The sequence below is a fragment of the Streptomyces sp. NPDC005195 genome, from assembly GCF_040608315.1.
GTDB classification, from domain to species: Bacteria; Actinomycetota; Actinomycetes; order Streptomycetales; family Streptomycetaceae; genus Streptomyces; species Streptomyces kaempferi.
The window spans coordinates 1-24,575 of record NZ_JBEXHZ010000038.1 but is presented as its reverse complement, the minus strand read 5'-3'; the positions used below and the strand labels follow the sequence as shown (position 1 = coordinate 24,575).

The window sequence follows — 24,575 nt, the reverse complement described above, 5'->3', positions numbered from 1 at the left end:
CGGCCGGTGCCCGCCAAAGATCTTGGCGGGCACCGGCTTTCGGCGTTGCGTACTCCGTACAGATGCTCCGGGGAAACCGCACGCCCTCCCGAAACAGCACGGCAAAAGGGCGGGGCCCCCGGAAGATCCGGGGGCCCCGCCCTGAACGCCGGCCGACGCCTAAGGCGTACAGGAGGCCGTCAGTTGTCGTCCTCGTCGATCAGGAACCCGCGCATCGGCGAGGGCGCCTGCTGCATCGGCGACGGGCCCTGAGGCCGCACCGGAGCCATCGGCTGGGTCATCGCCGGGGACATCTGCTGCTGCCCGCCGTAGGAGGGCGCCACCGGTGCCGGAGCACCGCCCATGCCCTGGCCGCCACCGTACGACGGCGCGCTCGCGCCGGCCGGAGCCATCGAGGGCGCCGAGGGCGAAGGCAGGGAGGGAGCGGCCGGGGAACGCGGCGGGGCGAGCGAGTCGTCCGCCTGCGTCTCCAGCTGGCGCAGCTGCGACTCCAGGTAGGACTTCAGACGCGTGCGGTACTCGCGCTCGAAGCCGCGCAGGTCCTCGACCTTGCGCTCCAGCGTGGCGCGGGCGGACTCCAGGGAGCCCATCGCGACGCGGTGCTTCTCCTGCGCGTCCCGCTCCAGCGCGTCGGCCTTGGCACGGGCGTCGCGCTCCAGACCCTCGGCGCGGCTGCGGGCCTCGCCGACGATCTTGTTGGCCTCGGAACGGGCCTCGGCGATCGCCTGGTCGGCGGTCTGCTGGGCCAGCGAGAGCACCCGGGCGGCGCTGTCGCCACCGGGACCCTGACCGGGCTGTCCCATCTGCGGGCCGTGACCGCCCATGGGGCCACCCATGGGTCCGCCCATCGGGCCGCCCATCTGCTGCTGCATCTGGCCGGGCATCTGCTGCTGCATCTGCTGACCGGGGCCCTGACCCATCGGACCCTGACCCATGGGGCCCTGGCCCATCTGGCCCTGGCCCATCTGGCCCTGACCCATCGGACCCTGGCCCATCTGGCCCTGACCCATCGGACCCTGACCCATGGGGCCCTGGCCCATCTGACCCTGGCCCATCTGGCCCTGACCCATCGGACCCTGGCCCATCTGGCCCTGACCCATCGGACCCTGACCCATGGGGCCCTGGCCCTGCTGGCCGCCCTGGGCGCTGGGGCCCGCGGGCAGCTGCGGCGCACCGCTCGGCAGCTGGGGCGGACCGCCCATGGGACCGCCCATGGGGCCACCCATCTGCTGCTGCGGCGGACCCGATATGCCGGCGGGTACGGGACCACCCGGACCACGCATGCCCTGCGGCGGCCCCTGCTGCTGGTCCTGCTGCTCGGGCGGCTTGCGCATGCCCTGCTGCTGCTGGTTCTGCGCGGCCGCGCGCGTGGCAGCGGCCAGCTTGGCGCGCAAGTCCTCGTTCTCGCGGAGCAGTCGCGTCAGTTCGGCTTCGACCTCGTCGAGGAAGGCATCGACCTCGTCCTCGTCATAGCCTTCTCGGAGGCGGACGGTCGTGAACTGCTTGTTCCGCACGTCCTCGGGGGTCAACGGCATCTCTTCACCTCAACGTAGTCGTCGGCATTCGGCAAGACCGTATCGTTCACAGCCGGCTCACGACGGAGATCAGGATGTAGACGATGATCATCAGTACGAAGAAGGACAGGTCAAGCGCCACGCCCCCGAGACGCAGCGGCGGAATGAACCGCCGCAGAAGCTTGAGCGGTGGATCGGTGACAGTGTAAGTGGCCTCGAGAACGACCACCATCGCCTTGCCGGGCTGCCATGAGCGGGCGAACTGGAAGACGTAGTCCATGACCAACCGGAAGATCAGCACGATGAGGAAACACATCAGCGCGATGTAGAGAACCTGCCCAACCACGCTCATGATCCGTGCTTCCCTCTCCCCTGTTTCCCTGCGTTGTCCGGCCCAGCGTCTCAGCTCTGGTTGAAGAACCCGCCCTCTGCGATGCGGGCCTTGTCCTCCGCCGTGACATCGACGTTAGCAGGCGACAACAGGAACACCTTCTGCGTCACCCGCTCGATGCTGCCGTGGAGACCGAACACCAAACCGGCCGCAAAGTCGACAAGTCGCTTCGCGTCCGTGTCATCCATCTCGGTCAGATTCATGATCACCGGGGTGCCTTCACGGAAGTGTTCCCCGATGGTACGGGCCTCGTTGTACGTCCGCGGGTGGAGGGTGGTGATCCGGTACGGCTCTCGTTCCGACACGACCTTGGGCATGATCACCGGTGCGTTCTTCTCCAGGCTCGCGCGTTCTTGTGTGATGGATGCCACGGGCGCGATGCGCGCCGGACGGCCTGATTCCGCAGAGAGCGAAGCGGAATGCGGCAACGGGTCGCGCTGCGCGGGAGGCTGCACCACTCGTACCGATTCGTCCCGTTGGGACTGGTGCGCCTGATGTGACTGGTGCGGCGGCTCATGCCGCCGGCGGTCCCGCTCGGGCTCCGGATCGAGCTCGGGCTCGAACTCGTCGTCGGGGTCGAATCCCCTGCCGTCGTACCCATCGTCCTCCACGAGGCCGAGGTAGACCGCCATCTTGCGCATCGCGCCGGCCATGCTCTGAGTCCTCCGCTCTGTGGTGGATCGGCTGACGAATAGCCAAGTGCCCGCGATCCACGAGGTCGTTATGCCCGCCTGTGGCGGTAATGACCATATTTTCTGCTGTGGTCCGATTTCTTGGCGACGTTACCCGAGCCCGGGTCGGACTCCGAGTACCGCCGTACCGACGCGCACATGTGTCGCTCCGGCCGTCACGGCTTGCTCGAGGTCCGCACTCATCCCTGCGGACACCATGTTCGCAGCCGGATGCGTGCGGCGCATAGCAGTCGACAAATCCATCAGTCGCGCGAACGCGTCCCCCGGTCGCCCCGCGTACGGCCCGGTGAGCGGCGCGACGGTCATCAGACCGTCGAGCCGGAGCCCCGGAGCCCGCTCGACGAGGCCGGCCAACTCCTCGACCCCGCCCGCCCCCACGCCGCCCCGCTCGCCCCGGCCGCTCTCCTCCGCGTCCAGTGCGACCTGGATGAGACACCCGACCTCGCGCTCCACCCGCACCGCCTCCGTCGACAGCGCCGTGACGAGCCGGGAACGGTCGACGGACTGCACCACGTCGGCGTAACCGACCACCGAGCGCACCTTGTTGGTCTGCAACTGACCGACGAAGTGCCAGGAGAGGGGCAGATCGGAGCAGGCGGCGGCCTTGGGGGCCGCGTCCTGGTCCCGGTTCTCGGCGACATGGCGCACCCCGAGCTCAGACAGGATCCGCACATCGCTCGCGGGGTAGGTCTTGGTGACCACGATCAGGGTCACCTCTTCGCGCCCCCGCCCGGCGGCCGTGCACGCCGCCGCGATGCGCTCTTCCACTTTCGCCAGGTTTGCGGCGAGTTGATCCTTACGGTCCGTCATGCCCCATCAGTCCAGCCAGACATAGCCCGCGAGCCGCCCGGTGGTGCGGTCCCGTCGGTACGAGAAGTGGTCCTTCGACTCCAGCGTGCATGCCGGCGACTGCTGCCGGTCGCGCACCCCGAGCCGTTCCAGTTGCGCGTGCACCCCGGCGGTCACGTCGACCGCGGGAGTGCCCCAGCTGGTCTCGGCGTACGCCGCCGGCTCGACGGCGGCGACTTCGGCGCGCATCCCGTCCGGCACTTCGTAGCACCGTCCGCAGACCGCGGGTCCGGTGCGGGCGACGATCCTCGCGGGCTCGGCGCCGAGTTCCACCATGGCCCGTACGGCGGCGGGGACGACCCCCGCGATCATGCCGGGCCGCCCCGCGTGGGCGGCCGCCGCGATCCCGGCGACGGGATCAGCGAGCAGGACCGGTGTGCAGTCCGCGGTGAGGACGGCGAGGGCGAGCCCACGCCGCGCGGTGACGATCGCGTCGACGGACGGGATCCGCGAGGAGCCCCACGGTGCGTCGACGACCGCCACGTCCGGCCCGTGCACCTGGTTCATCCAGACGACCCGGGCCGGGTCCAGCCCGAGGGACCCGGCGGCCAGTTCACGATTGGTGCGTACGGCGTCGGGGTCGTCGCCGACCGCTCCGCCGAGGTTGAGCTCCTCGTACGGAACGGCGCTCACCCCGCCCCACCGGTCGGTGAAGGCGAAGTGCGCGCCGCTCACGGTGCTCGTCTCGGAGCGCTGTCCTATCACTTGAGGAAGTCCGGCACGTCCAGCTCTTCGGCCGCGCTGTCCGAGTAGGTACGGGACGGCGGGACCGGCGGGGCCACCTGGATCTCGCTGACCGGCTCCGGGGCGGGCTCCGGTGCCTCCCTCGGCGTGACGCTGCCGAGCGAGCCGAAGGACGGACGGCTCTCGGAGGCCCGCACCGGCGCGGGCTCCTCGCGCTGCTTGGCCGCGGTGGAGCCGAGGACGTTGTCCCGCTTGGCCGGCGGCTGGCCGCCGTCGAAGCCGGCGGCGATGACGGTGACCCGCACCTCGTCGCCGAGCGCGTCGTCGATGACCGCGCCGAAGATGATGTTGGCCTCGGGGTGCGCGGCCTCGCTGACCAGCTGGGCGGCTTCGTTGATCTCGAACAGGCCGAGGTCGGAGCCGCCGGAGATGGAGAGCAGGACGCCGCGGGCGCCGTCGATGGAGGCCTCCAGGAGCGGCGAGGAGATCGCCATCTCCGCGGCCGCCACCGCGCGGTCGTCGCCGCGGGCCGAGCCGATGCCCATGAGCGCGGAACCCGCCTCGGACATCACGGACTTGACGTCGGCGAAGTCGAGGTTGATCAGACCGGGTGTGGTGATGAGATCGGTGATGCCCTGGACACCGGAGAGCAGGACCTGGTCCGCCGACTTGAACGCGTCGAGGACCGAGACCTGGCGGTCCGAGATGGACAGCAGCCGGTCGTTCGGGATGACGATGAGGGTGTCGACCTCTTCGCGGAGTTCGGCGATGCCGTCCTCCGCCTGGTTGGCCCGGCGCCGTCCCTCGAAGGTGAACGGGCGGGTGACCACGCCGATGGTCAGGGCGCCCAGCGAGCGGGCGATGTTGGCCACGACGGGGGCGCCGCCGGTGCCGGTGCCGCCACCTTCGCCGGCCGTCACGAAGACCATGTCGGCCCCCTTGAGGACCTCCTCGATCTCCTCGCGGTGATCCTCGGCCGCCTTCCGGCCGACGGCCGGGTTGGCTCCGGCGCCGAGTCCGCGGGTGAGTTCGCGGCCGACGTCGAGTTTGACGTCGGCGTCGCTCATCAACAGAGCTTGCGCGTCCGTGTTGATGGCGATGAACTCGACGCCCTTGAGACCGACCTCGATCATCCGGTTGATGGCATTGACACCACCGCCGCCGACACCGATGACTTTGATGACTGCGAGGTAGTTCTGCGGTGCTGCCACGTCGAAGGCCTCTCGCCTCGAGTTACGTGTCGTCGCCTCGCACGCTCGCGATCCGACGACTGATGCCGAATGGGACGGTCCGAACGCCGACCCGAACCCTAACGCTGAAGTTTAGGGTTACCAGTGTGTCTGTTCCTTGGACTCTTCCGAACAGGACACTAAGTCGACAAGTGGCGCACGTTCAACGAACACGCCGAACCTCCCGTTTTTCTTTTCACCCTATGTGATCAGCCGTAGCGCTGCCCAACCAGGGTGCTGGCCTGCGCGGATGTGCGTCAACTACCGGCTGACGAGGGGGCGGTGGGGACGCTCACGTCGAAGTGCCGGGCCTTCGGAGCTGCTTTCATGAGTGCGGTGAGTGTCCGCGCCTTCGCGCGGCCCTTCTCCCCGCTCCCCCACTCGACGTCACGGCCGTCGCTCAGTTCCAGCGAGATGGAGTCGTACGAGCGGACCTTGACGGTCCGGGTGTCACGGGCCACGGAGGCCGGAATGTCCCCGGCGACCCGAACCGCCTCGCGCACCAGCCGGTCGGCGGGGAAGCGGCGCAGGACGGCCGAGCGGGACGGCGTCAATTCGAGCAGCGCCACGTTCTTCGGAGCCCGCGAAACCGTCGCGAAACGTACGCCCTTGGCATCCACTTCGACGTACTCGCCCCCCTTTCCCGGTTGCTTCACCACCAGGACAGGGGTGCGTTCGGTCACTTTCAGCCCGATTCCGTGCGGCCAGGAACGCACGACGTCGACCGAGTCGATCCGGGGCAGTCTCCGCAGCAGCCGCGCTTCCACGGCGTCGGTGTCGACGGAGATCAGCGGCGTTCCGTCCGGCACCTGGGCCGCTTCGCGCACCTGCCGCGCCGTCAGCACACGGGTCCCGGAGACGGACAGCCTCTCGACCCGCAGCCACTGCGACCCGTACAGGAGCCAGACCACGCCGCCACCGGCCAACACCGTCGTGACCAGGAGGACGATGAGGACACGAAGGCGGCGAAGCCGCACCGGACGGGGCGGCCGGGGCGGGCCGGACTTCAGCTTCTGCCGTTCACCGCGCTCGGCGGTCGTCGGTCCGGCCACGCTCCCTGCCTTCCCTCATGCGGTCCTAGCGGTGACGCGAGGCGATCGCCTCGTACACCATGCCGACGAGCAGGTCGTCGGCGTCCCGGCGCCCGAACTCGCTGGCGGCGCGGGACATCTCGTACAGCCGGTGCGGGTCGGCGAGCACGGGCAGCACGTTCTGCTGCACCCACTGAGGTGTCAGCTCCGCGTCGTCGACGAGCAGTCCGCCGCCGGCCTTGACCACCGGCTGGGCGTTGAGCCGCTGTTCGCCGTTGCCGATGGGCAACGGGACATAGGCGGCCGGGAGCCCGACGGCGGAGAGTTCGGCGACGGTCATCGCGCCCGCGCGGCAGAGCATCATGTCGGCCGCGGCGTACGCGAGGTCCATCCGGTCCACGTACGGTACCGGGATGTACGGGGGCATCCCCGGCATCTGGTGCACCTGCGGCAGTTCGTTCTTCGGCCCGACCGCGTGCAGGATCTGGATACCGGCCTGCTGGAGGTACGGGGCGGCCTGCTGCACGACCTCGTTGAGGCGCCGGGCACCCTGCGAGCCGCCGGAGACCAGCAGCGTCGGCAGGTTGGGGTCGAGTCCGAACGCGGCGCGGGCCTCGGGGCGTACGGCGGCCCGGTCGAGGGTGGCGATGGAGCGGCGCAGCGGGATGCCGATGTAGCGGGCGCCTCGCAGCTTGTTGTCGGGGGTAGAGACGGCGACCTGTGCCGCGTACCGCGAGCCGATCTTGTTGGCGAGGCCCGGCCGGGCGTTCGCCTCGTGGATGACGATCGGCACGCCGAGGCGCTTGGCCGCGAGATAGGCGGGCAGCGCCACGTAGCCGCCGAACCCGACGACCGCGTCCGCCTTGGTGCGCTCCAGGATCTGCTCGGCGGCCTTGATCGTGCCGCGCAGCCGTCCGGGGACGGTGATCAGCTCGGGGGTGGGCTTGCGCGGCAGCGGAACGGCGGGGATCAGCGCGAGTTCGTATCCCCGCTCCGGTACGAGCCGGGTCTCGAGTCCGCGTTCCGTGCCCAGGGCCGTGATCCCCACGGTCGGGTCCTGCCTCCGCAGGGCGTCCGCGAGGGCGAGCGCGGGCTCGATGTGGCCGGCGGTCCCCCCGCCGGCGAGTACGACATGCACCGAAATTCACCGCTCTCCGGACGAACGCGCCGCGGCGCGCCGTCGCATCGTGTTCCATCTCCGAGGCCCCGCGGCCCCCGCGGAGCCTCTCACCGCAGCACGCTTTCTGCCAAAGCGGGGTTGCCGCATCGCCAGCGCCGCCCGCGCGGCGGGCTCGTCGCGTGCGAAGGCGATCAGCAGTCCGACGGCGAACATGGTCGGCAGCAGGGCGGAACCCCCGTAGGAGAACAGCGGGAGCGGGACTCCGGCGATCGGCAGCAGACCGAGCACCGCACCGATGTTGATCACGGCCTGGGCCGTGATCCAGGTGGTCACGCCTCCCGCGGCATACCTCACGAAGGGGTCCTCCGTGCGTCCGGCCACGCGGATACCCGCATAGCCTAGAGCCGCGAAGAGGGCGAGTACCGACAGTGTCCCCGCGAGGCCGAGTTCCTCCCCGGTGATGGCGAAGATGAAGTCCGTGTGCGCTTCGGGCAGTTGGCCCCATTTTTCCACGCTTGCGCCGAGGCCGGATCCGAACAGGCCGCCGGAGGCGAGGGCGTAGATGCCGTGCACGGCCTGCCAGCAGGTGTCGTTCGGGCCGGGCTCGGTGGCGCCGATGCAGGCGAGCCTGGACATGCGGTTGGGGCTGGTCTTGATGAGGACGAAGCCGATCGTCAGCGCGACGGCCAGGACGCCCGCGAACAGCCGGGTGGGCGCTCCGGCCAGCCACAGCAGCCCGAAGAGGATGGCGGTGAGGATGATCGCCGTGCCCATGTCGCCGCCGAGCATGATCAGCCCGAGCAGCATGAAGGCGACCGGGACGAGCGGCACCAGCATGTGCTTCCACTGCGCCAGCATCGCCTTGTCCTGTTTGCGGGCGAGCAGGTCGGCGCCCCACAGCACGAGGGCGAGCTTGCCGAACTCGCTGGGCTGGATCTGGAACGAGCCGCCCAGGGAGATCCAGTTCTGGTTGCCGTTGACCGACATCCCTATCCCCGGCACCTGCACGAGAACCATCAGGAAGACCGAGCCGGCCAGGATCGGGTAGGCCAGCGCCCGGTGCAGTTTGACCGGTACCCGCATGGCCACCAGGAGCAGCACGGCACCGATCGAGGCGGCGAGGAACTGTTTGCGGAAGAAGAACGATCCGGGCAGCGACAGCTGCAGCGCCGTGATCATCGACGCCGAGTAGACCATCACGAGGCCCAGCACGGTGATCAGCAGGCTGCTGCCGAGGATCAGGTAGTAGGCGGTCAGCGGCCGGTCCCAGGCCTTGCGCGCGCGCGTGACGAGGCGGCCCACGGGGTTGTCGCGCGCGGGCCGTGCGGAGGCGGGGCGCCGGGGGGCGCGCTGGACGGGGGGACGGCCCGTACGGCTACCGGTCATCGCCGGCTCCCTCCGCCGGGGCACGGAGGAACGCCCCCGCGGTGGTTCTCCCGGCCTGTGCGGGCCCGGTGGCGGGGACGGGCCGGTACAGCGCCGTTCCGCCCGCCGAAAGCCGCCTGCGAAGACCCGACCGCACTGGCGTCACGCGTCCCTCCCAAGGATCCCGGGGCGCCTGGGTCCCGCCGTCAGGCGCTCGCGGTGCCGAGTTCGCGAACCGCCTCCGCGAAAGCGTCACCGCGCTTGTTGTAGTTGGCGAACATGTCCATGGACGCACAGGCCGGCGCCAGCAGGACAGTGTCTCCTGGTCCGGAGAGCCGTGCGGCCTCCTGGACCGCCGCGAGCATCGCCCCAGTGTCGGTGCGGGCGAGGTCGACGACGGGTACTTCCGGGGCGTGTCGCGTGAGGGCTTCACGGATCAGCGCGCGATCGGCGCCGATCAGCACGACCCCCCGAAGCCGCTGGGCCGACTTGGCGACCAGCTCGTCGAAGGCCGCGCCCTTGGCGAGACCGCCGGCGATCCACACGATCGACTCGTAGGCCGCCAAGGAGGCTTCCGCCGCGTGGGTGTTGGTCGCCTTGGAGTCGTCGATGTACGCGACCCCGTCCACATCGGCGACGTGCGCGATGCGGTGGGCGTCCGGGGTGAAGGCCCGAAGGCCGTCCCGTACGGCGCCGGCGGGGACGCCGAAGGCGCGCGCGAGGGCCGCCGCCGCAAGGGCGTTGGCGATGTTGTGCGGGGCCGACGGGCGCACGTCGGAGACCTCGGCGAGCTCCTGGGCGTTCTTCTGCCGGTTCTCGACGAAGGCGCGGTCGACCAGGATGCCGTCCACCACGCCGAGTTGGGACGGCCCGGGGGTGCCGAGGGTGAAGCCGACGGCACGGCAGCCCTCCTCGACGTCCGCCTCGCGCACCAGGTCCTCGGTGGCCTTGTCGGCGACGTTGTAGACGCAGGCGACCCGATTGCCCTCGTAGACACGGCCCTTGTCGGCGGCGTACGCCTCCATGGAGCCGTGCCAGTCGAGATGGTCGGGTGCCAGGTTCAGTACGACGGCGGAGTCGGCGCGCAACGAAGGCGCCCAGTGCAGTTGGTAGCTGGACAGCTCCACCGCCAGGACGTCGTACGTCTCCTCGCCCAGGACCGCGTCCAGCAGCGAGACCCCGATGTTGCCGACGGCGGCCGTACGCAGTCCCGCCGCCTTCAGGATCGAGGCGAGCATCTGCACGGTCGTGGTCTTGCCGTTGGTGCCCGTGACGGCGAGCCAGGGGGCGGCCTTCCTGCCGTCCAGCTCCCGCAGGCGCCAGGCCAGCTCGACGTCGCCCCAGACCGGGACGCCCGCCTCGGCGGCCGCGGCGAACAGCGGCTTGTCCGGCTTCCAGCCGGGCGCCGTGACGATGAGCTCGGTGCCCCCGGGCAGGGTGTCGCCGTCGCCGAGGCGCACGGTGACACCGAGCGCCTCCAGCTCCGCGGCCTGCGCGCGGGAGCGCTCGTCGTCGCCGTCGTTGACGACCGTGACGACCGCGCCGAGTCCGTGCAGGACCCGCGCTGCCGGAATGCCGGAGACCCCGAGCCCGGCGACGGTGACGCGCTTGCCCTGGAACTCCGGGGAGGTCACTTCTCGGCCGCCCATCCCGCGTAGAAGATGCCGAGACCGACGATCACGCAGATGCCCTGGATGATCCAGAACCGGACCACGACCAGGACTTCCGACCAGCCCTTGAGTTCGAAGTGGTGCTGGAGCGGTGCCATGCGGAAGACACGTTTGCCGGTGAGCCGGAACGAGCCGACCTGGATGACCACGGACATGGTGATCAGGACGAAGAGGCCGCCGAGCAGGGCGAGCAGCAGCTCGGTGCGGGAGCAGATCGCCAGACCGGCCAGCGCGCCGCCCAGGGCCAGCGAACCGGTGTCACCCATGAAGATCTTGGCGGGCGAGGTGTTCCACCACAGGAAGCCGAGACAGGCGCCCATCAGCGCGGAGGCGACGATCGCGAGGTCCAGTGGATCTCGTACCTCGTAACAGGCGGCCGGGTTGGTCAGGGTCTGCGTGTTGGCGCACGACTCCTGGAACTGCCAGACACCGATGAACGTGTAGGCGCCGAAGACCAGGACGGAGGCGCCGGTGGCGAGGCCGTCCAGACCGTCCGTCAGGTTCACGCCGTTCGACATCGCCAGGATCATGAACAGCGCCCAGACCACGAACAGCACCGGGCCGATGGTCCAGCCGAAGTCCTGGACGAAGGAGAGCTTGGTGGAGGCCGGGGTGTTGCCGCGGTTGTCGGAGAACTGGAGCGCGAGCACCGCGAAGGAGATGCCGACGATCAGCTGTCCGGCCATCTTCGCCTTGGCCCGCAGACCGAGCGAACGCCGCTTGACGATCTTGATGTAGTCGTCCAGGAAGCCGACCAGGCCCATGCCCGCCATCAGGCCGAGCACCAGCAGACCCGAGAAGGTGGGCGGGTAACCCGTGATGATCTTGGACAGGAAGTACGCGGCGATCGTCGCCAGGATGAAGGCGATACCACCCATGGTCGGCGTACCGCGCTTGCTGTGGTGCTCCTTCGGCCCGTCGTCACGGATGTACTGCCCGTAGCCCTTGCGGGCCAGCAGTTTGATCAGCAACGGCGTGCCGACCAGGGTGAGGAACAGACCAATGACTCCTGCGAACAGGATCTGCTTCATCATCGGGCAGCAACCTCACCCTCGGCACCGCCTGCGAGCAGCGCCTGCGCCACCCGTTCGAGACCGACCGACCGGGACGCCTTCACGAGCACGACGTCCCCCGGGCGCAACTCGCTGCGCAGCAGGTCGACAGCCGCCTGTGCGTCGGACACGTGCACCGACTCCTCACCCCACGAACCCTCGTTATATGCGCCCAGTTGGAGCCAGGACGCTTCCCTGCCCCCGACCGCGACGAGCTTGCTGACGTTGAGTCGGACGGCGAGCCGCCCGATCGCGTCGTGCTCGGCGAGAGCCTCGTCCCCGAGCTCGGCCATCTGACCGAGCACCGCCCACGTACGACGTCCCCGTCCCATCGCCACGAGCGCGCGCAGGGCGGCTCGCATGGACTCGGGATTCGCGTTGTAGGCGTCGTTGACGACCGTCACGCCGTCCGGGCGCTCGGTGACCTCCATCCGCCAGCGGGAGAGGGAGCCCGCCTCGGAGAGCGCACGTGCGATCTCGTCTGCGGACATGCCCAGCTCATGGGCGACGGCGGCCGCGGCGAGCGCGTTCGACACGTGGTGCTCACCGTACAGGCGCATGGTCACATCGCTGCACCCGGAGGGTGTGTGAAGCCTGAACGCCGGCTGTCCAAGGTCCGTGAGACGGACGTTCTCGGCGCGTACGTCCGCTTCGCCGGACTCGCCGAAAAGCACCACCCGCGCCTTCGTCCGGGATGCCATGGCGCGAACGAGGGGGTCGTCGGCGTTGAGGACCGCGGCGCCGTCCTCGGGGAGGCCCTCGACGAGCTCGCCCTTCGCCTGTGCAATCTGTTCGCGGCCGCCGAACTCGCCGATGTGGGCGGTGCCGACGTTGAGGACGAGACCGATTTTCGGCGGGGTGAGATCCGCGAGGTAACGGATGTGGCCGATGCCGCGGGCGCCCATCTCCAGCACGAGGTACTTCGTCTCCTCGGTGGCGGTCAGGGCGGTCAGCGGCAGTCCGATCTCGTTGTTGAGCGAACCGGGCGTGAAGACGGTCGGCGCCTTGCTCCGCAGTACCTGGGCGATCAGGTCCTTGGTGCTGGTCTTGCCCGCGGAGCCGGTGAGGGCCACGAGCGTCGTGCCGAGCCGTTCGACGACATGGCGGGCGAGGGCGCCGAGGGCCCTCTGCACGTCCTCGACGACGATCGCGGGCACGCCGACGGGCCGGGAGGCCAGTACGGCGACCGCGCCCGCGTCGACGACCGCCCGGGCGAAGTCGTGGCCGTCCACGCGCTCGCCGGCGAAGGCGACGAAGAGGCTGCCTGGCTCCACTTCACGGGAGTCTCTGACGACCGGTCCGGTGACCTGTAGCGCCGGATCCGGTATGTCGTGCGTCTGCCCGCCGACGACTGCTGCGATCTCGGCGAGGGAGAGGGCGATCACAAGTTCATCCCTGGGTCTTCTGGATAGCTTCGCGAAGCACCTGGCGGTCGTCGAAGGGACGCACCACCCCGGCGATGTCCTGGCCCTGCTCGTGGCCCTTGCCCGCGACCAGCACGGTGTCGCCGGGCCGGGCCCGGGCGACGGCGGCGGCGACGGCGGCGGCCCGGTCCTCGAAGACCTGGACCTCGCCGCGCTCGTGGGCCGGTACCTCGGCGGCGCCCGCGAGCATCGTGGCGAGGATCGCGAGGGGGTCCTCGGAGCGGGGGTTGTCCGATGTCAGTACGGCGGTGTCGGCGAGCCGCGCCACGGCGGCGCCCATCGGCATCCGCTTGGTCGTGTCACGGTCGCCGCCGCAGCCGAGCACGACGTGCAGCCGGCCCTCGGTGACCTTGCGCAGCGCGCGCAGCACCGACTCGACGGCGTCCGTCTTGTGGGCGTAGTCGACCACCGCGAGGTAGGGCTGGCCCGCGTCCACGCGCTCCAGCCGGCCCGGGACCCCCGGGACGGCGGCGATGCCGTCGGCCGCGGTCTGCGGGTCGAGTCCGGCGGCGGCGAGGGCGACGATCGCGGCGAGGGTGTTCGCCACGTTGAAGGGGCCCGCGAGCGGCGACCTGGCGGTGATCCGCTCGCCCTTCGGGCCGACCGCGACGAAGACCGAGTCCATCGGACCGACCTCGACCTCCTCGGCCCGCCAGTCGGCGTCCGGGTGGCCCTCCGCGGAGAAGGTGACGACGGGGACGGTGGTCTCCTCCGCCAGCCGGCGCCCGTAGGCGTCGTCGAGGTTGATCACGCCGAGTTTGCTGCGTTCCGGAGTGAACAGCTGCGCCTTGGCCCGGAAGTAGTCCTCCATGTCGGAGTGGAACTCCATGTGTTCCGGGCTGAGGTTGCTGAAGACGGCGATGTCGAAGACGCAGCCGTCGACCCGGCCGAGCACCAGCGCGTGGCTGGAAACCTCCATCGCGACCGCGTCGACTCCGCGTTCGCGCATGACCGCGAACAGCGCCTGGAGATCGGTCGCTTCGGGGGTGGTGCGCTCCGACTTGATGCGCTCGTCGCCGATGCGGGTCTCCACCGTGCCGATCAGGCCGGTGCTGCGGACCGTCTTCAGACCGCCCTCGACGAGGTACGCCGTGGTGGTCTTGCCGGAGGTTCCGGTGATGCCGATCTGGAGCAGGTCGCGCCCGGGATGGCCGTAGATCGTGGCCGCGAGCTCGCCCATGATTCCGCGCGGGTCGTCGACCACGAGGACCGGCAGGCCGGTGGCCGCGGCCCGCTCGGCACCGGTCGGGTCGGTCAGCACGGCGACCGCCCCGAGACCGGCCGCCTGGGTCACGTAGTCGGCGCCGTGCAGACGGGCGCCGGGCAGCGCGGCGTAGAGGTCGCCGGGGCGCACGGCGCGGGAGTCGTGGGTGATTCCCGTGACCTCCGCGGTCGACGCCGGGGCGTTGGCACCCAGCTGATCGGCGAGCTCCGCGAGGGGTGTTGCGGAGTTCTGGACCGGTCGCGGCGGCCCCGGATATGTCACAGGAACGCCCTTCTGGGTGGTTTGGGACTGATCAGCGTCTGGCACGGCGGTGAGCGTACCGGGCTCACCCCCGCCGGAGCGAAGCGAGGGGCGCGCGGAGCCCTGGTTGCGGGGATCCGGGGTGATCGTTGTCACGAGGTGGTTCCTGGTCCGTTGTACGTACGGGCTGATCAGGGTGTGGGGTCGGGGGCGGGCTCGGGGCGGATCACGGGGTGAAGGAGACGGGGAGGTTGGCGGCCCCGGCTCCGGTGGGCGGGATCTGGAGGGTCTTCAGCGCGAACTCCATGACCTGCTTGTAGATGGGGCCGCAGATCTGGCCGCCGAAGTAACTGCCCGTGGTGGCGTTCTGGATCGCGCAGTAGACGGTGATCCTGGGCTTGTCGGCGGGGGCGAATCCGGCGAACGACGAGGTGTAGCCGTGGTACTTGCCGGTGGCCGGATCCACGCGGTTGGCCGTACCCGTCTTGCCCGCGACCCGGTAGCCGGGGATGCGCGCCTTGGCGCCGGTGCCCTCCTCGTCGTCCACTACGGATTCCAGCATCTGGGCGAGGGTCTTCGCCGTCTTGGCGCTCACGACCCTGGTCCTCTTCGGCTGGACGACGGGGGCGAAGCGGCCGTCGGGTCCCTTCGTGCCGCGCACCAGCGTCGGCTCCACGCGCACACCGCCGTTGGCGATCGTCGAGTAGACGGACGCCGCCTGCATCGCGTTGATGGAGACACCCTGGCCGAAAGGAATCGTGTACTGCTGCGACGTCGACCACTTGTCCGCGGGCGCGAGGATGCCCCGCGTCTCGCCGGGGAAGTCGAGCCCGGTGTAGCCGCCGATGCCGAACTTGCGCAGATACGAGTAGAGGACCTTGTTGGCCTCCTTCTGCGTCTTGCCGAGCTGGCCGGCGGCCAGGATGGTGCCGATGTTGCTGGACTTGGCGAGCACGCCGTTGAGCGTCAGGTTCCAGGTCGCGTGGTCGATGTCGTCCTGGAAGAGCCGGTCGCCGCGGTGCAGCCGGTTCGGCACGACCACGTGCGTCCCGGGCGTGGCGACGTTCTCCTCCAGCACGGCGGCCATCGACATGACCTTGGCGGTGGAGCCGGGCTCGTACGCGTCCTGGAGGGCCGCGTTGCCCAGGGCCGCCGCACTGGCCTGGGAGAGGTCGTTCGGGTCGAAGCCGGGCGAGTCGGCCATCGCCAGCACCTCGCCGGTGCGGGTGTCCTGCACGATCACGTACCCGCGGTCCGCCTTGGACTTCCTCACCTGCTCGGCGATGGCGTTCTGCGCGGCCCACTGGATGTCACGGTCGATGGTCAGTTCGACGTCGGAGCCGGCCACGGCGGGCGTCTCGGTGGAGCCCACGGTCGGCACCTGACGGCCGCCGGACTGCGCGTAGCGGAGCTTGCCGTCCTTGCCGGAGAGGTCCTTGTTCAGCTGCTGCTCGACACCGCCGCCGCCCTTGCCGTCGGCGTTGACCCAGCCCAGTATCCCGGCGGCGAGATCGCCGTTCGGGTACACGCGCTTGCTCGCCGGGACCGCGAGGACGCCGGCGAGGAAGTTGACCGCGCTCTTGTCGGTCTCCGCCTTGGCCGCGAGGGTGGTCTTCAGGTCCTTGATCTGCTTCCAGACCTGCGGGGTCCTGCGGTGCGCGAGCAGCGTGTAGCGGGTGTTCTTCGTCCGCAGCTTCTTGGCCACCGTGTCCGGGCTCTGGTCGAGGATCGGCCCGAGCAGCGCGGCGGCCTGCTCGGGCGCGTCCGACACCTTCGTCGCCCCCCGCGTGAACATCGTGGGATCGGCCGTGATGTCGTACGCGTCCACGCTCGTGGCCAGCTCGACGCCGTTGCGGTCCGTGATCCCGCCCCGGGTGGCGGCCAGCGTGCGGCCGACGTAGCGGTTCTGTTCGGCCTTCGCGGCGTACGCGCTCGCGTCCACGGCCTGCACCTGGAGGAGCCGGACGACGAAGGCCGCCATCACCAGCGTCAGGGCGAGGCTGACCATGCGCAGCCGCGGCCGGGGACTGCCGAGCCGCAGGGGGCTCGAGCCGCCGGGCCTGGGTGCGCCGGGGCGGCGTGCGGGGCGGGCGCCGGGGTTCGGGCGGCGCCCGCCGCCGGGGCGTGCGGGCCGGGCGGGGCCGGGCACACGGCGGCGCGGCGGTTCCCTGTCGGACACTTCCGTCACCTGCCGGGGGTCGAGGAGCGCTGCGTGGACGGGGTGAGCGTGGGGGTGGGGGTGAGGGTGGGAACGGAGGCGAGGGACCGTGCGCGGGAAGTGACGGGGCTGGCGGGGGTGCTGGGGACACCGGCGGCCCGGGGGGTGGCGGCCGGAGTGGTGACGGCCGGGGTGACGGGCGTGGTGGCGGGGGTGCCGGTGGCCGGGCTGCCGGTGCGCGGGGTCTGGCTCGCGGCCGGCGAGGAGGCGAGGACCTCGGGCGGGCGCGTCGCCGGGTTCTGCAGGGAGGAATCCCGGGAGGCCGCTTCGGGGACGCCCTTGACGGTGCCGTCCGGGTCGAGGAAGGCGGGGTCGCCGCCCGGGACCATGCCCAGCTCCCGGGCGCGGCGCTGGAGGGCGTCGGGCGCCGAGTAGGCGTCCACGTCCCGCTGCAGCGCCTGCTCCTGGTCGGTGAGGGTCTTGGTGCCCTTCTGGAGGTCGTCGAGGTGGAAGGAACCCTCGCTCAGCGCGGAGTTCAGCACGAGCAGGCCGATCAGTCCGCCGCCGAGCAGGAGCACGACGAGCAGGACGAAGGGGGTGCGGGCGGCGTGGGCCGCGCCGGCGGGAAGAAGCCGGGCGAGCCGGGCGGCCCGGCCCTTGAGTTCGGGTCTCCTGCTCACAGGCCCTCCCGGCGGGTTCGCTTTCCCGACCCGCGGTCGCGTCGCGGGGGTGCGCCGCCGGCCCTCGGCCGCGCCGTGCGTTCGGGTTTCCCACTCACTCGCTCTCCCCCTCCTGGCGCCTCACTCGGCGTCCTCACGGATGCGCTGCGCCCCGCGCAGCCGCGCGGGAGCCGCTCGCCGGTTCTCGGCGACCTCTTCCTCGGTGGGAAGTTCGGCACCACGGGTGAGCAGCTTGAGCCGGGGCTGATAGCGCTCGGGCACCACGGGCAGGCCGGGCGGCGCTGTGGTGGCAGCGCCCGCCGCGAAGACCTGCTTGACCAGCCGGTCCTCCAGCGAGTGGTACGACAGCACGGCGATCCGGCCGCCGACGGCGAGCGTCTTCACGGCGGCGGGGACCGCACTCTCCAGGACGCTCAGCTCGCCGTTGACCTCGATGCGCAGTGCCTGGAAGGTCCGCTTGGCCGGGTTGCCGCCGGTGCGCTTGGCGGCCTGCGGCAGGGAGTCGCGGATCAGCTCGACGAGCCGCGCGCTGTTGCCGAACGGCTCCTTCTCGCGTTCGCGCACCACGGCGGAGACGATCCGCTTGGCCTGCTTCTCCTCGCCGTAGGCGCGCAGGATCCGTACCAGTTCGCCCGGCGCGTAGGTGTTGAGCACCTCTGCCGCGCTGATACCGGTCGTCTGGTCCATGCGCATGTCGAGCGGGGCGTCCTGGGCGTACGCGAACCCGCGGTCGGCCTCGTCGAGTTGCATGGAGGAGACGCCGAGGTCGAACAGGACTCCCTGGACGCGTGGGATGTCCAGGCGGGCGAGTACGTCCGGCAGTTCGTCGTAGACGGCGTGCACGAGGGCGGCGCGTTCGCCGAAGGGCGCGAGCCGCTCCGCGGAGAGGCGCAACGCTTCCTTGTCACGGTCGAGGGCCACCAGACGGGCCTCGGGAAAACGGGTGAGCAGCGCCTCGCTGTGGCCGCCGAGTCCGAGCGTGCAGTCGACGACGACGGCTCCCGGCTCGGCGAGGGCCGGGGCCAGCATGTCCAGGCACCGCTGGAGCATCACCGGGACGTGTCGACTCTGGCTCAAGGGGCCCTCTCAGATCCGGCACGGTCGCACGCACCGCCGGGTCCCCGCCCGCTCGGGAAGGGGAGGCCCGCTGCCGCCGGGTGAGTGGCGTCAGCCGACCGGGAGCGGGAGGAGGCCGAGCCGTACGTACGCGCCGCGCACGCGGGGAAGACGCCGGAAAATCGCCGGGTCTCCGGGGGGAAACAGTCCAGCAGGGAGTCTCGGCTCCCGCTTCGCGTCACTTTAGTCCACGCCGTCTCACGGTCAATCAACCGGCCTGCGCGTCGCGGACCGCTCCTCGATCAGGCCCCGGGCGAAGCCATGAATCGGCAAAGATCACCCATACAGACGATACCGGGAGCCCATGTGGGTTACCTCACAACAAGAGACGATGACGTTCTTTGTCCACCCTCACAGCAGGACTACTTCATACGTGACCAGTAACGTCATACCTATGACGACTTCTGCATCCGTACCCACAGAGCCCGAAGACGCCATATCGGCTCGCGACGCCTCCCCCGACGGCACCGTGACCGATCGTCTCGTCGATGCGAACCGGCTGTACGCCGCCGCGTTCACCGACCCGGGGATGGATGCCCGGCCCGTGCTGCGCGTGGCCGTGGTCGCCTGCATGGACGCCCGGCTCGACCTGCACGCGGCGCTCGGGCTGGAGCTCGGCGACTGCCACACCATCCGCAACGCGGGCGGCGTGGTCACCGACGACGCGATCCGCTCCCTCACGATCAGCCAGCGGGCGCTCGGCACCCGTAGCGTCGTGCTCATCCACCACACCGGCTGCGGCCTGGAGTCCCTCACCGAGGAGTTCCGGCACGACCTGGAGATGGAGGTCGGCCAGCGTCCCGCCTGGGCGGTCGAGGCCTTCAGGGACGTCGACCAGGACGTACGGCAGTCGATGCAACGAGTGCGCACCTCCCCGTTCCTGCTCCACACGGATGACGTGCGCGGCTTCGTCTTCGACGTGACGACGGGTCTGCTGCGCGAGATCGATCCCGCCTGAACGCTCCCACCGGCCCCCTCGTACAACCGCGGGGGGCCTTCGTGGGACCCTCGCTTCACGAAATAACCCCGACCTTCCGGCGCCCAAAAGCCCGTAAGACCCGACATATCGCAGCCAGTTATCCACAGGCGAGTGACACGAACCGGTAACGGCAACAAGAATGCGGGTGTGGCGTCACGCGGAACTTCGCGCGTGGTGTCCGTTTTTCGGGGTGGGCCGGTCCGCACAGGGCGTCGGCCCGAGAAAGGGCCGAGGAGGGCCGGGTGACGACCTATGACGATCGAGCGAGCCTCACGGATCTGACCGCCACTGCGGAGCGAGTCCGCAGTTCGGTGGAAGGAGTGATCGAGGGCAAGCCAGAGGTCGTACGGCTTTCGCTGACCGTGCTGCTCGCCGAGGGGCATCTTCTGATCGAGGATGTCCCGGGCGTCGGCAAGACCATGCTCGCCAAGGCGCTGGCCCGGTCCATCGACTGCTCGGTGCGGCGTATCCAGTTCACGCCCGACCTGCTGCCCTCGGACATCACCGGTGTGTCCATCTGGGACCAGCAGCGCCGGGACTTCGAGTTCAAGCCGGGCGCGATCTTCGCGCAGATCGTGATCGGCGACGAGATCAACCGCGCCTCGCCCAAGACGCAGTCCGCGCTCCTGGAGTCGATGGAGGAGCGCCAGGTCACCATCGACGGGACGACCTACGAACTGCCCAGCCCCTTCATGGTGGTCGCCACGCAGAACCCCGTCGAGATGGAGGGCACCTACCCGCTGCCGGAGGCCCAGCGCGACCGTTTCATGGCCCGTGTCTCCATCGGCTACCCCAGCGCGGAGGCCGAACTGCAGATGCTGGACATCCACGGCGGTGTGAACCCGCTGGACGACCTCCAGCCGGTGGCGCACGCGCACGAGATCGTCAAGCTCATCGACGCCGTCCGCACGGTCCACGTCGCGGACAGCGTCCGGCGGTACGCGGTCGATCTGGTCGCCGCCACGCGCGCCCACCCCGATCTGAGACTCGGCGCCTCGCCGCGTGCCACGCTGCACCTGCTGCGCGCGGCGAAGGCGTCCGCCGCCCTGAGCGGCCGGGAGTACGCGCTTCCGGACGACATCCAGGCACTCGCCGTGGCGGTCCTGGCACACCGTCTGCTCCCCACCGCCCAGGCGCAGCTGAACCGTCGTACGGCCGAGCAGGTCGTCCAGGAGATCCTGCAGCACACCCCCGTTCCGGCAGCACCCCAGCAGCAGGCCGGCTCGGGCTTCACCATGGGCCGCGGCGCGCCCGCGTTCGGCCAGCAGCCGCCCCGGAGGCTGTGATGTCCGGGGGGCCGGGCGACGCCGAGGACGAGAAGGGCGGACTGCGCACCGCGCTCGCCGGCCTCACCACACGCGGACGCTCCTTCCTGGCCGCCGGAGTCGCCGCCGTGATCTGCGCGTACGTCCTGGGACAGAGCGATCTGCTCCGGGTCGGCCTGCTGCTCGCCGCGCTTCCCCTGGCTTGCGCGACCGTGCTGTACCGCACCCGGTACCGCGTCGCGGGCAGCCGCAGACTCTCCCCCGGGCGCGTACCCGCCGGCTCCGAGGCCCGGGTCCATCTGCGGATGGACAACGTCTCCCGGCTGCCCACCGGACTGCTGATGCTCCAGGACCGGGTGCCGTACGTCCTCGGGCCGCGGCCCCGATTCGTCCTGGACCGGGTGGAGGCGGGCGGTCGCCGCGAGGTGTCCTACCGGGTGCGCTCCGACCTGCGTGGCCGCTATCCGCTGGGACCGCTGCAACTGCGGCTCACGGACCCCTTCGGCATGTGCGAGCTGACGCGCTCCTTCTCCACGTACGACACCCTGACCGTCATCCCGCGCGTGGAGCCGCTGCCGCCGGTGCGGCTGACCGGCGAGGCCAAGGGGTACGGCGAGGGACGGCAGCGCTCGCTGGCACTGGCCGGCGAGGACGACATCATCCCGCGCGGCTACCGCTACGGCGACGACCTGCGCCGGGTGCACTGGCGCCTGACCGCGCGCTACGGCGAACTGATGGTCCGTCGCGAGGAACAGCCGCAGCGCTCCCGGTGCACGGTGCTGCTCGACACCCGGGGCATCGCCTACCAGGGTGCGGGCCCCGACTCGGCCTTCGAGTGGGCGGTTTCGGGCACGGCGTCGTCGCTGGTGCACATGCTGGAGCGGGGCTTCTCGGTCAGGCTGCTGACGGACGACGGCAGTTCGGTCCCCGGTGAGGGCTCCGACGGGTTCGCGGGCGCGAGCCAGCAGTCGGCGGACGCCGCCGGGCTGATGATGGACACGCTCGCGGTGATCGACCACTCGGACGGCACGGGGCTGTCCCGCGCCTACGACGTGCTGCGCAGCGGGAACGAAGGGCTGCTGATCGCCTTTCTGGGCGACCTGGACGAGGAGCAGGCGACGGTGCTCGCCAAGATGCGCCAGCGCAGCGGTGGGGCCGTCGCCTTCCTGCTGGACAGCGAGGCCTGGGTGCGGGAACCCGCCGACGTCCCCGGCCCGTTGGGCGGAAGCGAGGATCGGCTGCGCATGCTGCGCGAGGCGGGCTGGACCGCCGTGACGGTTCCGCGTGGCGCGGATCTCGCGGGCCTGTGGCGGCTGGCGGACCGACAGCGCACGAACGCCGCGTCCACGGGGAGTACGGCGGGGGGCGGAGTCCGATGAGCGGGCGGGCACGACTGACGCTGTGTTCCGCGGCGGCCACGCTGATGGCGGCGTGCGCCCTGCTGCCGCTGATCGATCCGGTGACCTGGCTCTTCCAGGCGGCGTTCCTGCTGGCGCTGCAGACCGGGGTGGGAGCGCTGACCCGGCGGGCGCCGCTGGCCCGGCCGCTGACCGTGGCGGCCCAGGCGCTGGTGACGCTGATGCTGCTGACCCTGGTCTTCGCCCGGCAGCAGGCGCTCCTCGGGTTCGTTCCCGGACCGGAGGCGTTCCAGCACCTCGGCGATCTGCTCCAGACGGGCACGGACGACGTCGGGCGGTACGCGATACCCGCACCGCTGTCCGACGGTATCCGGCTGATGCTGGTCGGCGGTGTCCTGGTGATCGGACTCGCGGTGGACGCGCTCGCGGTGACGTTCCGCAGCGCGGCCCCCGCCGGACTCCCGCTGCTCGCGCTGTACTCGGTCGCCGCGGGGCTGTCGGGCGGCGGGGCCACCTGGCTGTGGTTCCTGCTCGCGGCCGGGGGCTATCTGATGCTGCTTCTGGCGGAGGGCCGTGACCGGCTCTCGCAGTGGGGGCGTGTCTTCGGCGGCGCTCCCCGCACGCAGGGGCCGGACGTCTCGTCGGGCGCGACCGCACCGGTCCGCACGGGGCGGCGCATCGGCGCGGTCGCGCTGGGTGTCGCCCTGGTGGTGCCGCTCGGCCTGCCCGCACTCGACGGCGGTCTGCTGGACGCCGCCGGTGCGGGCGTCGGCCCGGGCTCCGGCGGCGGCGGCACGATCTCCGCGGTGAACCCGCTGGTTTCGCTCCGCGACAGCCTGAACGTGGACGAGGACCGTCAGGTCATGTCCTACCGCACCAACAGCGAAGACACCCAGGACATGTATCTGCGGATCGTGTCCCTGGACGACTTCGACGGCACGGCGTGGAAGCCGGCCCAGCGGCACATCCAGGACGTGCCCGACACGTTCCCGACACCGATCGGCCTCGGGGCGGACGTCCGGCGCAGCGAGATCCGCACCCGCATCGCGGCGGCAGACTGGTACGCGCAGGACTGGCTCCCGCTGCCGTACCCCGCGAGCCGGGTGAGCATCAAGGGCAGTTGGCGCTACGAACCGGTGGGCCGCACGCTCGTCGGCGACCACGGCCAGAACACGCGCGGTGTGCAGTACGACGTCACCAGCCTGGTCGTCCAGCCGACGGCGGCGCAGCTCGCGGACGCGCCGGAGCCGTCGGCGGCCCTGAAGCGCGAGTTCACCAAGGTGCCCGAGTCGCTGCCCGCGATGGTGGCCCGGACCGCGCGCGAGGTCACCGCGGGCTCGGCGAACCACTACGAGCAGGCGGTCAAGCTCCAGGACTACTTCGCGGTGAACGGCGGATTCACCTACGACACCCAGGTGCAGGTCGGCAGTGGTTCGGCCGCGATCGCGCGCTTCCTGAGGGACAAGCAGGGTTTCTGCGTCCACTTCTCCTTCGCGATGGCCTCGATGGCCCGCACGCTGGGGATACCGGCCCGGGTCGCGGTCGGTTTCACGCCCGGCACCCCGCAGGCCGACGGTTCGATGTCAGTGGGACTGCGGGACGCGCACGCCTGGCCCGAGCTGTACTTCGAGGGGGTGGGCTGGACCCGCTTCGAGCCGACCCCGAGCCGGGGCTCTGTGCCGGACTACACCCAGACGGCCACCCCTGGCCTGGACACGCCGGCACTGCCGAAGCCGACTACCTCGACGTCCGCGGCGCCGTCCACCAGGCCGTCGGCCGGCACCAATTGCTCTCCCCGGATGGAGAGGCGGGAGCCGTGCGCGAGCCAGTCCGCGCCGGCCGCGGTGGGCTCCAACGACGCCGGCACACCGTGGTTCCAGATCCTGGGGCTGACCCTGTTGGGGCTCCTGGTGCTGGCGTTGCCGTTGCTGCCGATGCTGTGGCGGCTGCGGGTCCGGTCCCTGCGGCTCGGCGCGCACGGCCGTGGTGAGGAGGACGCGGCGGCGTACACGCTGGCGGCCTGGCTGGAGGTGACCGACACGGCGTGGGACTTCGGGATCGTGCCGGACGAGTCCCAGACGCCGCGCAACGCGGCGGCGCGGATCGTGCGGCTGGGGCTTCTCGACGGTGAGGCCTCGGAGGCGGTGCACCGGGTGGCGGCGGCGGTGGAGCAGGTTCTCTACGCTCCGCGTCCCCGGCCGACCGCGGGGCTCGCCGAGGATGCCCGCCGGGTCGCGGATGCCCTGCGCGCTCCGGCCGGCCGGAGCGCCCGGCTGCGGGCGCTTGTCGCACCCCGCTCAGCCATCCGGGTGGCGTGGGCGGCGTCGGCCCGCCGGGCGACCGTCACGGCTCGGATGGCGGCCCGCAGGAAGACCCTGTCGCGACGCCCCTCAGGGCAGAACGGCTGACGCCGGTCACCGCGCCGGACACCCCGTGTGGCCCGCACCTCCCGGCCGGGGGGGGCGGGGGCCACCGGGGTGACCCCCCCGGGCCACCACGAGACCAACCCCACCCCCCAACAACCGGGGGGTAC

20 protein-coding genes are annotated in these 24,575 nt (G+C 70.9%); 4 read left to right on the top strand and 16 right to left on the bottom strand.

What is annotated here, in order from left to right:
* Window positions 1-179: 179 nt before the first annotated feature.
* From ABZV34_RS28195 to rsmH, 16 genes are all read right to left on the bottom strand, one after another.
* Window positions 180-1,535, bottom strand: a complete 1,356-nt coding sequence (locus ABZV34_RS28195; RefSeq protein ID WP_356282406.1) for a DivIVA domain-containing protein — start codon at window positions 1,533-1,535, stop codon at window positions 180-182.
* 46 nt (window positions 1,536-1,581) lie between these two features.
* Entirely contained in the window at window positions 1,582-1,866 is a 285-nt protein-coding gene (locus ABZV34_RS28190) for a YggT family protein (RefSeq protein WP_028803186.1), read from the bottom strand.
* Window positions 1,867-1,916: 50 nt separating this feature from the next.
* Window positions 1,917-2,558: a cell division protein SepF gene (gene sepF, locus ABZV34_RS28185; RefSeq protein ID WP_356282404.1), complete on the bottom strand. Its 642-nt coding sequence runs from the start codon at window positions 2,556-2,558 to the stop codon at window positions 1,917-1,919.
* A 129-nt stretch (window positions 2,559-2,687) separates the two neighbouring features.
* On the bottom strand, window positions 2,688-3,407 hold the full coding sequence (locus ABZV34_RS28180; RefSeq protein ID WP_356282402.1) for a YggS family pyridoxal phosphate-dependent enzyme: 720 nt from the start codon (window positions 3,405-3,407) through the stop codon (window positions 2,688-2,690).
* A 6-nt stretch (window positions 3,408-3,413) separates the two neighbouring features.
* Entirely contained in the window at window positions 3,414-4,151 is a 738-nt protein-coding gene (pgeF, locus tag ABZV34_RS28175; protein WP_356282399.1) for a peptidoglycan editing factor PgeF, read from the bottom strand.
* The gene (ftsZ, locus tag ABZV34_RS28170) at window positions 4,148-5,341 is read right to left on the bottom strand and encodes a cell division protein FtsZ (RefSeq protein ID WP_356282396.1); all 1,194 of its coding nucleotides are present in this window, start codon (window positions 5,339-5,341) and stop codon (window positions 4,148-4,150) included. Before ftsZ ends, pgeF begins: the two co-directional genes overlap by 4 nt.
* 275 nt (window positions 5,342-5,616) lie before the next feature.
* Window positions 5,617-6,411 (bottom strand): FtsQ-type POTRA domain-containing protein, encoded by a 795-nt coding sequence (locus ABZV34_RS28165; protein ID WP_356282393.1) that lies wholly within the window; start codon window positions 6,409-6,411, stop codon window positions 5,617-5,619.
* Window positions 6,412-6,436: 25 nt separating this feature from the next.
* Entirely contained in the window at window positions 6,437-7,528 is a 1,092-nt protein-coding gene (murG, locus tag ABZV34_RS28160; protein ID WP_168527698.1) for an undecaprenyldiphospho-muramoylpentapeptide beta-N-acetylglucosaminyltransferase, read from the bottom strand.
* A gap of 6 nt (window positions 7,529-7,534) precedes the next feature.
* Window positions 7,535-8,896, bottom strand: coding sequence for a putative lipid II flippase FtsW (gene ftsW, locus ABZV34_RS28155; RefSeq protein WP_356282390.1), 1,362 nt, complete (start codon window positions 8,894-8,896; stop codon window positions 7,535-7,537).
* Window positions 8,897-9,081: 185 nt separating this feature from the next.
* Window positions 9,082-10,524: a UDP-N-acetylmuramoyl-L-alanine--D-glutamate ligase gene (gene murD / locus ABZV34_RS28150; protein WP_356282388.1), complete on the bottom strand. Its 1,443-nt coding sequence runs from the start codon at window positions 10,522-10,524 to the stop codon at window positions 9,082-9,084.
* On the bottom strand, window positions 10,506-11,579 hold the full coding sequence (mraY, locus tag ABZV34_RS28145) for a phospho-N-acetylmuramoyl-pentapeptide-transferase (protein WP_153291070.1): 1,074 nt from the start codon (window positions 11,577-11,579) through the stop codon (window positions 10,506-10,508). The genes murD and mraY overlap by 19 nt, the downstream gene beginning before the upstream one ends.
* Window positions 11,576-12,982, bottom strand: a complete 1,407-nt coding sequence (murF, locus tag ABZV34_RS28140) for a UDP-N-acetylmuramoyl-tripeptide--D-alanyl-D-alanine ligase (protein ID WP_356282385.1) — start codon at window positions 12,980-12,982, stop codon at window positions 11,576-11,578. Before murF ends, mraY begins: the two co-directional genes overlap by 4 nt.
* Before the next feature lie 4 nt (window positions 12,983-12,986).
* Window positions 12,987-14,507, bottom strand: coding sequence for a UDP-N-acetylmuramoyl-L-alanyl-D-glutamate--2,6-diaminopimelate ligase (locus tag ABZV34_RS28135; protein ID WP_356282485.1), 1,521 nt, complete (start codon window positions 14,505-14,507; stop codon window positions 12,987-12,989).
* Window positions 14,508-14,712: 205 nt separating this feature from the next.
* On the bottom strand, window positions 14,713-16,665 hold the full coding sequence (locus ABZV34_RS28130; protein ID WP_356282382.1) for a penicillin-binding protein 2: 1,953 nt from the start codon (window positions 16,663-16,665) through the stop codon (window positions 14,713-14,715).
* 5 nt (window positions 16,666-16,670) lie between these two features.
* Window positions 16,671-17,324 carry a hypothetical protein gene (locus ABZV34_RS28125; RefSeq protein ID WP_356282379.1) on the bottom strand — a complete coding sequence of 218 codons (654 nt, stop codon included), beginning with the start codon at window positions 17,322-17,324 and terminating at the stop codon, window positions 16,671-16,673.
* A gap of 120 nt (window positions 17,325-17,444) precedes the next feature.
* Window positions 17,445-18,401, bottom strand: coding sequence for a 16S rRNA (cytosine(1402)-N(4))-methyltransferase RsmH (gene rsmH, locus ABZV34_RS28120; protein ID WP_356282378.1), 957 nt, complete (start codon window positions 18,399-18,401; stop codon window positions 17,445-17,447).
* Between the two features lie 433 nt (window positions 18,402-18,834).
* On the opposite strand from rsmH, the gene ABZV34_RS28115 reads away from it, so the two are divergent.
* The 4 genes from ABZV34_RS28115 (at window position 18,835) to ABZV34_RS28100 (ending at window position 24,450) form a co-directional block, all read left to right on the top strand.
* Window positions 18,835-19,398 carry a carbonic anhydrase gene (locus tag ABZV34_RS28115; protein WP_356282375.1) on the top strand — a complete coding sequence of 188 codons (564 nt, stop codon included), beginning with the start codon at window positions 18,835-18,837 and terminating at the stop codon, window positions 19,396-19,398.
* Between the two features lie 263 nt (window positions 19,399-19,661).
* Window positions 19,662-20,705, top strand: a complete 1,044-nt coding sequence (locus ABZV34_RS28110) for a MoxR family ATPase (protein ID WP_356282372.1) — start codon at window positions 19,662-19,664, stop codon at window positions 20,703-20,705.
* Window positions 20,705-22,063, top strand: coding sequence for a DUF58 domain-containing protein (locus ABZV34_RS28105; protein WP_356282369.1), 1,359 nt, complete (start codon window positions 20,705-20,707; stop codon window positions 22,061-22,063). The genes ABZV34_RS28110 and ABZV34_RS28105 overlap by 1 nt, the downstream gene beginning before the upstream one ends.
* Entirely contained in the window at window positions 22,060-24,450 is a 2,391-nt protein-coding gene (locus ABZV34_RS28100; RefSeq protein ID WP_356282366.1) for a DUF3488 and transglutaminase-like domain-containing protein, read from the top strand. The genes ABZV34_RS28105 and ABZV34_RS28100 overlap by 4 nt, the downstream gene beginning before the upstream one ends.
* The last annotated feature ends 125 nt before the right edge of the window (window positions 24,451-24,575 follow it).